This window comes from Micromonospora sp. NBC_00421 (genome assembly GCF_036017915.1).
Classification (GTDB): domain Bacteria; phylum Actinomycetota; class Actinomycetes; order Mycobacteriales; family Micromonosporaceae; genus Micromonospora.
In genome coordinates, this window is record NZ_CP107929.1 from 3,420,720 (window position 1) to 3,434,815 (window position 14,096).

A 14,096-nucleotide genomic window follows, 5' to 3' on the forward strand; every position below is an offset into this window, starting at 1 on the left:
CGGGCGGTCAGCTCACGTTGGCCGGGCCGAGGACGCTCTTCAGGTCGCCCATCAGCGCGGTGGTGGCGGCCACCCGGAAGGGCCCGAGCCGCAGGGTGGTCACCTTGCCGCCGTTGAGCAGCTTGACGTGCACCTCGGTGTCACCGGGATGCAGCACCAGGGTCTCCTTGAGCCGTTCCACGAGCGGCGGGGTGCAGCGGTGCACCGGGATGGTCAGCGTCACCGGCTTGCTGCCCGGGGTGCTGCTGACGTCCGGCATGGACATGTCCATCGCCATGATCCGCGGGGTGTCGTCGCGCCGGTCCACCCGGCCCTTGACCACCACGATCGCGTCCTCGGCGATGTACTGCCCGATCACCTCGTAGGTGTTCGGGAAGAACAGCGTCTCCACCCCGCCGGCCAGGTCCTCCAGGGCGGCCGAGGCCCAGGCCCGGCCCTGCTTGGTGACCCGGCGCTGCACGCCGGAGAGGATGCCGGCCAGGGTGACCACGGCACCGTCGGGGACGGTGCCCTCCTCGGAGAGCGCGGCGATCGTGGTGTCGGCCGCCGCGCCGAGGACGTGTTCCAGCCCGAACAGCGGATGGTCGGAGACGTAGAGGCCGAGCATCTCGCGTTCGAAGGCGAGCTTGTCCCGCTTGTCCCACTCGGCGTCGCCGATCACCGGCATCGCCGTGGTGCTGCCGCCCGCGTCGGTGTCGCCGAAGCCGGCGCCGAACAGGTCGTACTGGCCGACGGCCTCCTTGCGCTTGACGTCGGCGAAGGCGTCGATGGCGTCGGCGTGCACGGTGAGCAGGCCCTTGCGGGTGTGCCCCAGTGAGTCGAAGGCGCCCGCCTTGATCAGGGACTCGATCGTCTTCTTGTTGCAGACCACCGCGTCGACCTTGGACAGGAAGTCGTAGAAGTCGGCGTACTCGCCCTTCTCGTCGCGGCACCGCATGATCGCCGCGACCACGTTCGCGCCGACGTTGCGCACGGCGGCCAGGCCGAACCGGATGTCCTGGCCGACCGGGGTGAACGGCCCGGCGGAGGTGTTCACGTCCGGCGGCAGCACCTGGATCCGCATCCGGCGGCACTCCGACAGGTAGAGCGCCATCTTGTCCTTGTCGTCACCGACGGAGGTGAGCAGCGCCGCCATGTACTCGGCCGGGTAGTGCGCCTTGAGGTACGCCGTCCAGTACGACACCAGGCCGTACGCCGCCGAGTGCGCCTTGTTGAAGGCGTACCCGGCGAACGGCACCAGCACGTCCCAGACCGCCTGGATCGCGGCGTCGGAGTAGCCGCGCTCGCGGCAGCCGTCCCGGAACGGGATGAACTCCTTGTCGAGGATCTCCTTCTTCTTCTTGCCCATCGCCCGGCGCAGCAGGTCGGCCTGGCCCAGGGTGTAACCGGCGAGGATCTGCGCGGCGCGCTGCACCTGCTCCTGGTAGACGATCAGACCGTGGGTGGGGGCGAGGATCTCCCGTAGCGGCTCCTCCAGCTCCGGGTGGATCGGGGTGATCTCCTGGAGGTTGTTCTTGCGCAGCGCGTAGTTGGTGTGCGAGTCGACGCCCATCGGGCCGGGCCGGTAGAGCGCCAGCACGGCGGAGATGTCCTCGAAGTTGTCAGGCTTCATCAGCCGCAGCAGCGAGCGCATCGGCCCACCGTCGAGCTGGAACACGCCGAGGGTGTCGCCCCGGGCGAGCAGTTCGTAGGCGGGCTTGTCGTCAAGCGGCAGGCCCAGCAGGTCGAGCTCCCGGCCGTGGTTGAGCTGGATGTTCTTGACCGCGTCGTCGATGATCGTCAGGTTGCGCAGGCCGAGGAAGTCCATCTTCAACAGCCCGAGCGACTCGCAGGTCGGGTAGTCGAACTGGGTGATGATCGCCCCGTCGGCGTCCCGGCGGGTCAGCGGGATGTGCTCGATGATCGGCTCGGCCGACATGATCACCCCGGCGGCGTGCACGCCGGTCTGCCGGATCAGCCCCTCGATGCCCTTGGCGGTGTCGATCACCTTGCGCACGTCCGGGTCGGACTCGTAGAGGCCGCGGATCTCGCCGGCCTCGGCGTAGCGGGGGTGCTTCGGGTCGAAGATGCCGGTGAGCGGGATGTCCTTGCCCATCACCGCCGGCGGCATCGCCTTGGTGATCCGGTCGCCGACCGCGTAGGGGAAGCCGAGGACCCGGGCCGAGTCCTTGATCGCGGCCTTCGCCTTGATGGTGCCGAAGGTGGCGATCTGGGCGACCTTGTCCTCACCCCACTTGTCGGTGACGTACTTGATCACCTCACCGCGCCGACGCTCGTCGAAGTCGATGTCGACGTCCGGCATCGAGACCCGCTCGGGGTTGAGGAACCGCTCGAAGATCAGGCCGTGCGGGATCGGGTCCAGGTCGGTGATGCCCAGCGCGTACGCGACGAGCGAGCCGGCGGCCGAGCCACGCCCCGGGCCGACCGCGATGCCCTGGTTCTTGGCCCACTGGATGAAGTCGGCGACCACCAGGAAGTACGAGGGGAAGCCCATCTGGTTGATCACGCCCAGCTCGTACTCGGCCTGCACCAGGTGGCCCTCGGGGATCCCGCCGGGATAGCGGCGGGCCAGCCCCTTGAAGGTCTCCTTGCGGAACCAGGACTCCTCGGTCTCCCCGTCGGGCACCGGGAAACGCGGCATCAGGTTGTGGAACTCGAACATCCCGCTCGGGTCGACCTTCTCGGCCACCAGCAGGGTGTTGCGGCAGCCCTGCTGCCAGAACTCCGAGGAGTCCACCGCGCGCATCTGGTCGGCGGACTTGACGAAGTAGCCGCCGCCCTCGAAGCGGAACCGGTTGGGGTCGGCGACGTTGCTGCCGGTCTGCACGCAGAGCAGCACGTCGTGCGCCTCGGCCTGCGCCTCGTGGGTGTAGTGCGAGTCGTTGGTGACCACCGGCGGGATGTCCAGCTTCCGGGCGATGGTGATCAGGTCTTCCCGGACCCGCTGCTCGATGGAGAGCCCGTGATCCATGATCTCCAGGAAGTAGTTCTCCTTACCGAAGATGTCCTGGTAGGTGGCGGCGACCCTGAGCGCCTCGTCGAACTGACCCAGCCGCAGCCGGGTCTGCACCGCGCCGGACGGGCAGCCGGTGGTGGCCATGATGCCCTCGGCGTGCTCGGCGATCAACTCCATGTCCATCCGGGGCCACTTGACGTAGTGCCCCTCCATGGACGCGCGGGAGTTGAGGGTGAACAGGTTCTTCAGGCCCTGTGCGTTGCGCGCCCACATGGTCTTGTGGGTGATCGCGCCGTTACCGGAGATGTCGTCGCTCTTCTGCTCCGGCCGGCCCCACTTGACCCGCGCCTTGTGATAGCGCGACTCCGGCGCCACGTACGCCTCGACGCCGAGGATGGGGGTGATCCCGACGGCCATGGCCTGCTTGTAGAAGTCGTTCGCGCCGTGCATGTTGCCGTGGTCCGTGATCGCCACCGCCGGCATCCCCAGCCGGTTGGCCTCGGCGAAGAGGTCCTTCAGCCGGGCCGCCCCGTCGAGCATCGAGTACTCGGTGTGCACGTGCAGATGCGCGAACGAATCACCCATGCGTGACGCCCCCCGGCGGTGTGGATCAAGCCAGCTGTCGAGTCGACCGGCCCACCCTACCGGCCGGTCCTGCGCCCTCGAAGCTGCCGCACCGGGTCGGTCCCGGCTGGTGCGACAGGGCCCGTCGGCGTCCGCACCGGGCCCGGGCCCGGCCGACGCGGACACCAGCCGGGACCACGCGGTGGACGCCTGGTGGACGCCGGTCAGGGCCGCACCGACCTGCCCAGCGTCCGGGGGCGGGGCCGTTCCGGATCGGGGCGTCGCTGAGCCGGCTCACCTCGGCCGGTCTGATCGACTGGACGGCCGTCGGGTGCGACGGTGTGGTCCAGGCCGGGGTCACCGGTGAGTGGGCCGGGGTGATCCTGGTGGCCTTCCGGGACGGCCGGCTGGTCGAGGTGGGTACCGCCACCGCCCCGCCCCGTTCACCGGCCGGGCGGCGGTGGGCATGTCCTTCGCCGAGTTGGCGCAGGTCCACGGCCCGCGGGGCGCCCTGATCCACAACGACGCCGGGGACGCCACGGTGTACCTGGTGCGGTTCGGCAACCGGGTCGGGCTGTTCACCGGACACCCGATCCGGCCGGGCGTCGGCTACTTCCAGGTCGGGCTGGCCGACCACGTCGAGCGGGCCTTCCGGCAGGGCCGCTCCTGCTGACACCCGTACGGGGCCGGGGCGTCGAGGGTTCCCGACGCCCCGGCTCGCATGGTGGCATCTCCCACATTGCTGTATGGCTCGACATTAGTGTGTGACACACACTATCGTGTGAAGCATGGTTAGGGACGAGATCCTGCGGACCCATCTCCAGGAGCTGCGGCGCGGGACGGTGGTGGTGGCCAGCCTGCTGGCCCTGCGCCAGCCCGGCTACGGCTACGCGCTGCTGCAACGCCTCACCGGGCACGGCTTCCCGGTCGACGCCAACACCCTCTATCCCCTGCTCCGACGGCTGGAGGAGCAGGAGCTGCTGACCAGCGAGTGGAACACCGAGGAGAGCCGGCCGCGCAAGTTCTACCGCACCAGCGCCGACGGGGAGACGGTCCTGGCCCGCCTGCTCGACGACCTCACCGCCGTACAGACCTCCGTGACCGGGCTGATCGAAGGAGCCGACCGATGAGCACCCTGACCGACCGCTACCTCGCGGCCACCCTGCGGGCGGTGCCGGCCCCCCGACGCGAGGAGATCGCCACCGAGCTGCGGGCCGCCATCGCGGACATGATCGACGACCGGGTCGGCGGCGGGCAGGACACCACCACCGCCGAACGTGAGGTGCTCACCGAACTGGGCCACCCCGAGCGGCTGGCCGCCCGCTACGCCGACCGCCGGCTCCAGCTCATCGGCCCCGCCTACTACCTGGTCTGGCAGCAACTGCTCCGCCGACTGCTGACCGTCATCCCCGGCACGGTCGGCGTGATCGTCGGGGTGGTCCAGGCGACCGTCGCCGACAACCCGGGCGGGGCCATCGGCGCGGGCATCAGCGTCGCCTTCCAGACGGCCGTGCAGATCGCCTTCTGGGTGACCCTGAGCTTCGCGATCCTGGAACGCACCGACATCTCGCTGAAGCTGCCCGAGTGGACCGTCGACCAACTGCCCGAGATGCCGGCAAAGCGCGACATCCGGCTCCCCGACACCTGCGCCTCGATGGTGACGATCCTGCTCACCCTGACCTTCCTGGCCTGGCAGCACTTCCGCTCCTGGGTCCGGGGCACCGACGGCGAACGCATCCCGCTGCTCGACCCGGCGCTGTGGACGTCCTGGCTGCCGGTGCTGGCCGCCGTCCTGGTGGCCGGTCTGGCGCTGGAACTGGTCAAGTACCGCACCGGTCGGTGGACCTGGCCCCTGGTCGCGGTCAACGCCCTGCTCGACCTGGCCTTCGCCGGGCCGCTGATCTGGCTGGTGCTCACCGACCGGCTGCTCAACCCGGACCTGGTCGCCCGGTTCGCCTGGCTGCGCGACGGTGCCGGCCTCGACGCCACCACCCGGGTCACGGTCGTGGTGATCGTGGCGATCACGCTCTGGGATGTCGTGGAGAGCGCGGTGAAGGCGCGTCGATCCGGCGCGCGGACCGCCATCTGAAGTCCCGGTCCCGGTCCGGCGCACACGGGGGCCGCCTGACCGGGACCGGTCACCTCGACGGCACGACGGTGCCGGACCAGACCGCACCACACAGGAGCTCCCGCCGGACGGCCAAGTCGCCCGGCGGGAACCGGTGCACCGGCCCGGTCGTCAGGCGTCCACCGCCGCAATGACCTCGTCCGGGACGTCGAAGTTGGCGTAGACGTTCTGCACGTCGTCGCAGTCCTCCAGCACGTCGATCAGCTTGAAGATCTTGCGGGCGCCGTCCTCGTCCAGCGGCACGTTGACGCTGGGGATCAGGGCGGACTCGGCCGACTCGTACTCGATCCCGGCCTCCTGCAGGGCGGTACGCACACCGATCAGGTCGGTCGGCTCGGAGACCACCTCGTAGGCCTCGCCGAGGTCGTTGACCTCCTCGGCGCCGGCGTCGAGGACCGCCATCATCACGTCGTCCTCGGTGGTGTCGGCCTTGGGGACGATCACCACGCCCTTGCGGGAGAACATGTACGACACCGAACCGGCGTCGGCGAGCGAGCCACCGTTGCGGGTCAACGCCGTGCGCACCTCGGTCGCGGCCCGGTTGCGGTTGTCGGTCAGGCACTCGATCAGCATCGCCACGCCGCTGGGGCCGTAACCCTCGTACATGATGGTCTGCCAGTCGGCGCCGCCGGCCTCCAGGCCCGAGCCGCGCTTGACCGCGCGGTCGATGTTGTCGTTCGGGACCGAGCTCTTCTTGGCCTTCTGGATGGCGTCGTAGAGGGTCGGGTTGCCGGCCGGGTCACCGCCGCCGGTCCGCGCCGCGACCTCGACGTTCTTGATCAGCTTGGCGAACATCTTGCCGCGCTTGGCGTCGATGACGGCCTTCTTGTGCTTGGTGGTCGCCCATTTAGAGTGGCCGGACATCTCGTACCTCCGTCTGTTGACTCACGCCTCGCGTCGGCTGGCCGCGCCGACTCCAGGCCAGGACCGGCCGCACTGGAGGGCTGCGACGGGCGGTGCCCGCGCCGAACCGCGGCAATCCTACCGAGAGCACCCGCCCCGCCGTCACACCCGGCACGTCAGCAGCACGAACCGCCCGCGAATCAACGGCCCTCGGTGGCCCGGACCAGGTCGGCGAAGTAGCGGTGCAGGCGCAGGTCGCCGGTCAGCTCCGGGTGGAAGGAGGTCGCCAGCAGGTTGCCCCGGCGGACGGCGACGATCCGGTCGACGGCCGGGCCACCGGTGATCCGGCCCAGCACCTCGACGCCGTCGCCGACCCGCTCGACCCAGGGGGCACGGATGAAGACCGCATGGAAGGGGCCGCCGTCGACCCCGGTGATCTCCACCGGGGCCTCGAACGAGTCGACCTGGCGGCCGAACGCGTTGCGCCGCACGGTCATCGCGATGCCGGCGAAGCCCCGCTGGTCGGGGCGGCCGTCAAGCACCTGGGTGGCCAGCATGATCATGCCGGCGCAGGACCCGTAGACCGGCATCCCGTCGGCGATCCGCTTGTCGATCGGCCCGCGCAGCGCGAAGATGTCCACCAGCTTGCTCATCGTGGTGGACTCCCCGCCGGGGACGACCAGCCCGTCGACCGCGTCCAACTCGGCCGGGCGGCGCACCGGACGGGCGTCCGCGCCGACCCCGGCCAGGGCGGTGACGTGCTCGCGGACGTCCCCCTGGAGCGCGAGCACCCCGATCACCGGTCCGCCCACGACCCCTCCTCCCGTCCCCGAGGGAACGACCACCGCGCCCGGGTCACCAACCGCGCTCGGCCAGCCGGTGCGGCTGGGGGATCTCGTCGACGTTGATGCCGACCATAGCCTCGCCCAGGCCCCGGGACACCTTGGCCAGCACGTCCGGGTCGTCGTGGAAGGTGGTGGCCTTGACGATCGCGGCGGCCCGCTGGGCCGGGTTGCCGGACTTGAAGATGCCGGAGCCGACGAAGACCCCCTCCGCGCCGAGCTGCATCATCATCGCGGCGTCGGCAGGGGTGGCGATGCCCCCGGCGGTGAACAGCACCACCGGCAGCTTGCCCGTCTCGGCGACCTCCTTGACCAGGTCGTACGGGGCCTGCAACTCCTTGGCCGCGACGAACAGCTCGTCGGCCGGCAGGGAGCTGAGCCGGGCGATCTCCTGACGGATCCTGCGCATGTGCATGGTGGCGTTGGAGACGTCGCCGGTGCCCGCCTCCCCCTTGGAGCGGATCATGGCGGCGCCCTCGGTGATCCGGCGCAACGCCTCACCCAGGTTGGTCGCGCCGCACACGAAGGGGACGGTGAACGCCCACTTGTCGATGTGGTTGGCGTAGTCGGCCGGGGTCAGCACCTCGGACTCGTCGACGTAGTCGACGCCGAGCGACTGGAGCACCTGCGCCTCGACGAAGTGCCCGATCCGGGCCTTGGCCATCACCGGGATGGAGACCGCCTCGATGATGCCGTCGATCATGTCCGGATCGCTCATCCGGGACACGCCGCCCTGGGCGCGGATGTCGGCCGGCACCCGTTCCAGCGCCATCACGGCGACCGCGCCGGCGTCCTCGGCGATCCGGGCCTGCTCGGCGGTGACCACATCCATGATCACACCGCCCTTGAGCATCTCGGCCATGCCGCGCTTCACACGGGCGGTGCCCATCACCTGGTCGGCACCGGTGTTCGGGGAGGTCGCTTCGGGCATGGTCCATCACTCCTCGGACGTGCTCGGGGGCTGGCTCCGGCTGATGCTACGACCCCTCGGACGCCGCTCCGACAGCCAATCGGCCCCACGGTGGCCTGCCCTGTGGCCCCCGTCACCCCGACCCGCACCGCCGCTCCGCGCGGAGCCGCACCGCGCGGAGCCGCACCGCAAGCCGTGGGTCAGCCCGTCGGGACGTCGGCGGGCAGGGCCAGGGTGGGATCGTCGATGTCGAAGTAGCGCGGCCACGGATGACGGCCGCCCATCCGGCACAGCCGCACCAGCGGCCGGCTCCGCGCGGCGCGGGCGTCCCGCACCAGGTCGGTGTGCACCTGCCGGGACAGGGCCAACCGCCGGCTCGCCGCGATCACCGCCTCGCAGGTGGGATCGGCCGGGTCCAGCCGGACCGACCGCAGTTGCCGGGTGAGATCGTTCTCGGCCGCCTCCCGGTCCTCGGGAACGGCGTCCAGGGCGATCCGGGCCGCCGCGTACAGCTCCACGCCGTACCGCCTCTCGGCCAGCACCGCGGCGGCGGCGGCCCGACGCAGCAGGTGGGCGTCGAGCGCCCGGGCCGCCGACTCCGCCCGGGTCTGCAGCCGCTCGACCCGACCGGCCGTCCAGACCAGGTAGACCCCGGTCAGGGCGACGGCGACCGCGGCGGCCAGCATCGCCCACAGGTGCGGCATCGTGGTCACCCCGGACCACCCAGCCCCGTCCACTCCTGGTCGATGACCCGCCCGTCGGTGGCCTCGATGGCCGCCGCGTAGACCTCCACCACCCGGCGGGCCACCACCGGCCAGTCGTAGTGGGCCACCACCTGCTCGCCGCAGGCGGACAACGCGCGGCGCTGCGCCGGGTCGTCGAGCAGCTCCGCCAGGGCGGCTTGCAGGGCGGTCGGGTCACCGGTCGGGAAGAGCCGGCCGGCCCGTCCGCCGTCGAGCACCCGGCGGAACGCGTCCAGGTCGCTGGCGACCACTGTCGCCCCGGCCGCCAATGCCTCGGTGAGGATCATGCCGAACGACTCGCCGCCGGTGTTCGGGGCGACGTAGAGGTCGACGCTGCGCAGCATCCGGGCCTTGTCGACCTCGGAGACCAGGCCGAGGAAGGTCACCCGGTCGCGCAGCTCGACCGGGAACCGCCCGAACAGGTCGTCCGGGTCGCCCGGCCCGGCCACCAGCAGGCGCAACCCGGGCCGGTGCGGGGCCAGCGCGACGAAGGCGTCCCGCAGGATCGGGAAGCCCTTGCGGGCCTCGGTGAACCGGCCGAGGAAGCCCAGCGTCCCACCGCTGCCGGTGGTGCACTCCCCCGGCCAGCCGGGCAGCGGCTCGACCCCGGCGAACTTCGCCACCGCGACCCCGTTGGGGATCTCCACCGCCCCGCCGTCCAGGTGCTCGACCTGCACCTTACGGGCCAACGCGCTGACCGCGATCCGGGCGGTGATCCGCTCCAGCAGGATCTGGAGGACACCCTGCGCGGCGGCCAGCATCCGGGACCGGGTCAGCGCGGTGTGGAAGGTGGCCACCACCGGACCCCGGGCCGACAGCACCGCCATCATCGACAGGCTCGGGATCAGCGGCTCGTGCACGTGCAGCACGTCGAAGTCGCCCCGGGTGATCCAGCGCCGCACCCGGGTCGTGTAGAAGGGCCCGAAGGCGATCCGGGCCACCGAACCGTTGTACGGCAGCGGCACCGTCCGGCCGGCGGCGACCACGTACGGCGGCAGTGTCGACTCCTCGTCGGCGGGGGCCAGCACGCTCACCTCGTGCCCCAGCCCGAGCAACGCCTCGGCCAGGTCCATGACGTGGTTCTGGACCCCGCCCGGGACGTCGAAGGAGTACGGGCACACGATGCCGATCCGCACTGGCGCCCCCTCCCTCAGACCGCACCGGCGCTGGCCGGAGGCGGCGGCGCGGTGGACCCGCCGTCGGTGGAGCCCCGCTGGTCCAGCCACATCCGCTGCAACATGTGCCAGTCTTGCGGATGACGGGCGATGCCGGCCGCCAGACAGTCGGCGATCCGCTGGGTGAGCACCCGGACCCGCTCGTCCAACGGTGCGCTGTCCGGCTCGGGCACCGTCAACGGGCCCTCCAACTGCGCGCGCGGCATCTCCGGTTCGTACCACAGCGACGCCACATAGAGCGGGGCACCGGTGCGGATGGCCAGCAGGGCGGGCCCGGCCGGCATCCGGGTCCGGCCGCCGAAGAAGTCCACCTCGATGCCCCGGGCGGACAGGTCCCGGTCGGCCAGCAGCGGCACCACCGTGCCGGCACGCAGCCGGTCCACAAGCACGTCGAAGGTGGGCCGGGCACCACCGTGGGTCGGCAGGATCTCCATGCCGAGGCCCTGGCGGAAGGCGAGGAACCGCTCGTAGACGCCCTCCGGCTTGAGTCGTTCGGCGACCGTGGTGATCGGCAGGCCACTGGCCGCCACCCAGGCACCGGCGGCGTCCCAGTTGCCGGCGTGCGGCAGCGCCACCACCGCGCCCCGGCCGGCCGCCACGTCGGCGACGAGCATCTCCGACCCGCCCAGGTGGAACCCGTCGAGGATCTGCCGGCGGCTCAGCGAGGGCAGCCGGAACGCCTCCATCCAGTACCTGGCGTACGACCGCAGGCCGCGCCTGACCAGCGCGTCCAGCTCCGCCTCGGGCAGCTCGGGGCCGACCACCCGGCGCAGGTTGGCGCGCAGTCGGGTGGCGCCCGTGCCGCCGGCGCGGTGGGCGCGGTCGGCGCCCGCCCGGAAGGCCGCGGCGACCACGGGCCGGGGCAACGCGCGGGCCAGCCGCCAGCCGGCGACGTAGCCGAGTTCGGTGAGGTTCACTCCCGGCCGACCAGTTGCGCCTGCCGGTACACGTGGGCCACCCGCTGCCCGACCGTGAAGATCGACACCGCGGCGAGCAGCCAGAGTGAGATCTCCAGGGCGGGCCCGACACCGAGGCCGGTCAGCAGGCCACCGACGCCGACTATCAGCAGTCGCTCGGTACGCTCGGCGACGCCCACGTTGCCGGTCATCCCCAGGCCCTCGGCGCGGGCCTTGACGTAGGAGACCAGCCCGCCGACGGCCAGGCAGATCAACGCGGCGGCCACCCCGGAGTGGTCACCCTCGGTGGCCAGCCAGTAGGCGACCGCGCCGAAGACCGCGCTGTCGGCGACCCGGTCCATCGACGAGTCGAGGAACGCGCCGAACCGGGTCGAGCCGCCACTCATCCGGGCCATCGTCCCGTCGAGCATGTCGGTAAGCGCGAAGAACGTCACGATCAGCGCTCCGGCGACCAGTTGACCGCGGGCGCCGAAACCGAGCGCGCCGACGAGCACGCCGACGGTGCCGGTCACGGTGACCGCGTTGGGGGACACGCCGGCGCGGAGCAGACCGCGCGCGACCGGCTCCACGACGCGGGTCATCCCCGCGCGGGCCGTCACTTGGAAGATCTTCGCCATGGCGGTCCCACGATAACGGCAGGCAGCGGCGGGCGATACGGCCGGTCGTCCGACCCGCCCGACGAGGCCCGTGCCGGGTCCGTCGGCAGGTGTGGGAGCGCAGTGAAAGTGAGCCAGCTCACCACCTGGCCCATTGACCGCCCGCCGGTCGGCGGACCACCGGAGGATATCGCCGCGGCATCCGACCGGGCCGCTTCCCGTCGCGTGCGGCGGTCGCCACCCACCACCGACTGAGGGAGGTGCGCCGCGATGGCGCAGAAGAACCACGAGAAGGGGGCCACCGGCGACGCGCCGGTGGTGACCGCGCCCGACCGGGTGCGCAACGTGGTGCTCGTCGGGCACTCCGGGGCCGGCAAGACGACACTGGTCGAGGCGCTGCTCGCGGCAAGCGGCACGATCGACCGGGCCGGCACCGTCGCCGCCGGCACCACCGTCTGCGACCACGACCCCGCCGCGGTACGCCAGCAGCGCTCGGTCGGCCTGGCCTGCGCCCCGCTGGTGCACGCCGGGGTCACTGTCAACCTCCTGGACACCCCCGGGTACGGCGACTTCGTCGGTGCCCTGCGGGCCGGCCTGCGGGCCGCCGACGCGGCGCTGTTCGTGGTCTCCGCCGTCGACGGGATGGACGCCGCCACCGCCGCCCTCTGGGAGGAGTGCGCCGCGGTCGACCTGCCGCGCGCCGTCGCGGTCACCCGGCTCGACCACCCGCGCGCCGACTTCGACGAGGCGGTGGCGCTGTGCCAGCGGGTCTTCGGGGACAACGTGCTCCCGCTGCACCTGACGATGCTCGGCGACGACGGTGAGTCGGTGGCCGGGCTGCTGGCGCTGATCACCCGGCAGGTCCACGACTACTCGGCCGGGCTGCCCGTCGTCGTCCGGGAGCCGGAGCCGCAGCACCTGCCGGCCATCACCGAGTCCCGGGGTGAGCTGATCGAGGGGATCATCGCCGAGAGCGAGGACGAGACCCTGATGGACCGCTACCTCGACGGCGAGGAGATCGACACCGGGGTGCTGATCGCCGACCTGGAGAGGGCGGTCGCCCGGGGTCACTTCCACCCTGTGGTACCGGTCTGCGCGGCCACCGGCGTCGGGCTGGACGTGCTGCTCGACGGGCTGGTGTCGGCGTTCCCGTCACCGCTGGAGCACGAGGTGCCGGCGGTCACCGGGCTGGACGGCTCCCCCCGCCCCCCGCTGGACTGCGACCCGGACGGCCCGCTGGTCGCCGAGGTGGTCGGCACCACCGTCGACCGGCACGCCGGCCGGGTCTGCCTGGTCCGGGTCTTCTCCGGCACGCTGCGCCCCGACCAGACGGTGCACGTGGCCGGGCACCCGACGGCCGACCGTGGCCACTCCGCCGACCAACGGATCGGGCACGTCCACCGCCCGCTCGGGGCGGACCTGCGGGAGGTACCCGCCTGCGTCGCGGGTGACATCTGCGCGATCACCGGCGTGGGTGGCGCGGAGACCGGCGACACCATCTCGGCGCGGGACGAGCCGCTGTTGATCGCGCCCTGGGAGATGCCGGAGCCGCTGCTGCCGGTGGCGGTCGTGGCCCGGCGTCCGACCGACGAGGACGCCCTGGCCCGCGACCTGGGCCTGCTGACCGCCGGCGACCCGACGCTGCGGCTGGAGCGCAACCCGCAGACTGGCCAACTGGTGCTCTGGTGCACGGGCGAGGCGCACGCCGACGTGGTGCTCGACCGGCTCCGGGCCGGCGGGGTGGAGCTGGACACCGAGCCGGTGCGGGTGCCGCTGCGGGAGACCTTCACGGTGGCCGCCACGGGGCACGGCCGGCACGTGACGCAGTCCGGCGGGCACGACGGGTACGCCGTCTGCGACATCGAGGTGGAGCCGCTGCCCCGGGGCGGGGGCTTCGAGTTCGTCGACCGGATTGCCGGCGGGGCGGTGCCGCACCACTTCGTACCGTCGGTGGAGAAGGGCGTCCGGGCGCAGTTGGCGCGCGGCCTGGTCACCGGGCACCCGGTGGTGGACCTGCGGGTGACCCTGGTCGACGGCAGGGCGCACAGCGTCGACTCCTCCGACGCCGCGTTCCAGGCCGCCGGCGCGCTCGCCCTGCGCGACGCCGCCGAGCGGGGCGGGCCGACGCTGTTGGAGCCGGTCGACGAGGTGCGGATCCGGGTCGCCGACTCCTCGGTCGGTGCGGTGCTGGGCGACCTGTCCAGCCGTCGGGGCCGGGTACTCGGCACCGAGGCAGATCCGGACGCCGAGGGCCGGACCCTCGTCCGGGCCGAGGTCCCCGCCCTGGAACTGCTGCGTTACGCCGTGGAGCTGCGGGCCCTGACCGCCGGCACCGGCACCTTCCGCCGCACCTTCTCCCACTACACCCCCACCCCGAAATAACCCCACCCCACCCAACCCTCCCCCTCCCCCACCCCGCCCT

Annotated in this window: 12 protein-coding genes; 4 read left to right on the top strand and 8 right to left on the bottom strand. The window is 72.1% G+C overall.

Translation table 11 applies throughout. The features are described from left to right. Positions 1-7 precede the first annotated feature (7 nt). Entirely contained in the window at positions 8-3,541 is a 3,534-nt protein-coding gene (gene dnaE / locus OHQ87_RS14115) for a DNA polymerase III subunit alpha (protein WP_328348534.1), read from the bottom strand. A 445-nt stretch (positions 3,542-3,986) separates the two neighbouring features. On the opposite strand from dnaE, the gene OHQ87_RS14120 reads away from it, so the two are divergent. The 3 genes from OHQ87_RS14120 to OHQ87_RS14130 all read left to right on the top strand — a co-directional run bounded on the left by OHQ87_RS14120 (position 3,987) and on the right by OHQ87_RS14130 (position 5,609). After that, on the top strand, positions 3,987-4,193 hold the full coding sequence (locus OHQ87_RS14120; protein ID WP_328348535.1) for a hypothetical protein: 207 nt from the start codon (positions 3,987-3,989) through the stop codon (positions 4,191-4,193). 115 nt (positions 4,194-4,308) lie between these two features. Then, positions 4,309-4,650: a PadR family transcriptional regulator gene (locus OHQ87_RS14125; protein ID WP_328348536.1), complete on the top strand. Its 342-nt coding sequence runs from the start codon at positions 4,309-4,311 to the stop codon at positions 4,648-4,650. Beyond that, positions 4,647-5,609: a permease prefix domain 1-containing protein gene (locus OHQ87_RS14130; RefSeq protein ID WP_328348537.1), complete on the top strand. Its 963-nt coding sequence runs from the start codon at positions 4,647-4,649 to the stop codon at positions 5,607-5,609. Before OHQ87_RS14125 ends, OHQ87_RS14130 begins: the two co-directional genes overlap by 4 nt. 150 nt (positions 5,610-5,759) lie before the next feature. Here the strand turns inward: OHQ87_RS14130 and OHQ87_RS14135 are convergent, their stop codons facing one another. The 7 genes from OHQ87_RS14135 to pgsA all read right to left on the bottom strand — a co-directional run bounded on the left by OHQ87_RS14135 (position 5,760) and on the right by pgsA (position 11,695). Then, positions 5,760-6,512 carry a YebC/PmpR family DNA-binding transcriptional regulator gene (locus tag OHQ87_RS14135; protein ID WP_328348538.1) on the bottom strand — a complete coding sequence of 251 codons (753 nt, stop codon included), beginning with the start codon at positions 6,510-6,512 and terminating at the stop codon, positions 5,760-5,762. Positions 6,513-6,691: 179 nt separating this feature from the next. Next, entirely contained in the window at positions 6,692-7,303 is a 612-nt protein-coding gene (pdxT, locus tag OHQ87_RS14140; RefSeq protein ID WP_328348539.1) for a pyridoxal 5'-phosphate synthase glutaminase subunit PdxT, read from the bottom strand. A 43-nt stretch (positions 7,304-7,346) separates the two neighbouring features. Beyond that, positions 7,347-8,264 (bottom strand): pyridoxal 5'-phosphate synthase lyase subunit PdxS, encoded by a 918-nt coding sequence (gene pdxS / locus OHQ87_RS14145; protein WP_328348540.1) that lies wholly within the window; start codon positions 8,262-8,264, stop codon positions 7,347-7,349. Positions 8,265-8,443: 179 nt separating this feature from the next. Continuing rightward, on the bottom strand, positions 8,444-8,947 hold the full coding sequence (locus tag OHQ87_RS14150; RefSeq protein WP_328348844.1) for a hypothetical protein: 504 nt from the start codon (positions 8,945-8,947) through the stop codon (positions 8,444-8,446). A gap of 5 nt (positions 8,948-8,952) precedes the next feature. Continuing rightward, positions 8,953-10,122, bottom strand: coding sequence for a glycosyltransferase family 4 protein (locus OHQ87_RS14155; RefSeq protein WP_328348541.1), 1,170 nt, complete (start codon positions 10,120-10,122; stop codon positions 8,953-8,955). A gap of 14 nt (positions 10,123-10,136) precedes the next feature. Then, on the bottom strand, positions 10,137-11,078 hold the full coding sequence (locus tag OHQ87_RS14160) for a phosphatidylinositol mannoside acyltransferase (protein ID WP_328348542.1): 942 nt from the start codon (positions 11,076-11,078) through the stop codon (positions 10,137-10,139). Next, positions 11,075-11,695, bottom strand: coding sequence for a phosphatidylinositol phosphate synthase (pgsA, locus tag OHQ87_RS14165; protein ID WP_328348543.1), 621 nt, complete (start codon positions 11,693-11,695; stop codon positions 11,075-11,077). Before pgsA ends, OHQ87_RS14160 begins: the two co-directional genes overlap by 4 nt. A 249-nt stretch (positions 11,696-11,944) precedes the next feature. On the opposite strand from pgsA, the gene OHQ87_RS14170 reads away from it, so the two are divergent. After that, positions 11,945-14,056 (top strand): elongation factor G-like protein EF-G2, encoded by a 2,112-nt coding sequence (locus OHQ87_RS14170; protein ID WP_328348544.1) that lies wholly within the window; start codon positions 11,945-11,947, stop codon positions 14,054-14,056. Positions 14,057-14,096 lie beyond the last annotated feature (40 nt).

Excerpts from the sequence above, each read along its gene's own strand:
- OHQ87_RS14120 (WP_328348535.1), top strand. The coding sequence starts at position 3,987 with ATGTCCTTCGCCGAGTTGGCGCAGGTCCACGGCCCGCGGGGCGCCCTG.
- OHQ87_RS14170 (WP_328348544.1), top strand. The coding sequence starts at position 11,945 with ATGGCGCAGAAGAACCACGAGAAGGGGGCCACCGGCGACGCGCCGGTG.
- OHQ87_RS14125 (WP_328348536.1), top strand. The coding sequence starts at position 4,309 with ATGGTTAGGGACGAGATCCTGCGGACCCATCTCCAGGAGCTGCGGCGC.
- dnaE (WP_328348534.1), bottom strand. The coding sequence starts at position 3,541 with ATGGGTGATTCGTTCGCGCATCTGCACGTGCACACCGAGTACTCGATG.
- pdxS (WP_328348540.1), bottom strand. The coding sequence starts at position 8,264 with ATGCCCGAAGCGACCTCCCCGAACACCGGTGCCGACCAGGTGATGGGC.
- pgsA (WP_328348543.1), bottom strand. The coding sequence starts at position 11,695 with ATGGCGAAGATCTTCCAAGTGACGGCCCGCGCGGGGATGACCCGCGTC.
- OHQ87_RS14130 (WP_328348537.1), top strand. The coding sequence starts at position 4,647 with ATGAGCACCCTGACCGACCGCTACCTCGCGGCCACCCTGCGGGCGGTG.
- OHQ87_RS14135 (WP_328348538.1), bottom strand. The coding sequence starts at position 6,512 with ATGTCCGGCCACTCTAAATGGGCGACCACCAAGCACAAGAAGGCCGTC.
- OHQ87_RS14150 (WP_328348844.1), bottom strand. The coding sequence starts at position 8,947 with ATGCCGCACCTGTGGGCGATGCTGGCCGCCGCGGTCGCCGTCGCCCTG.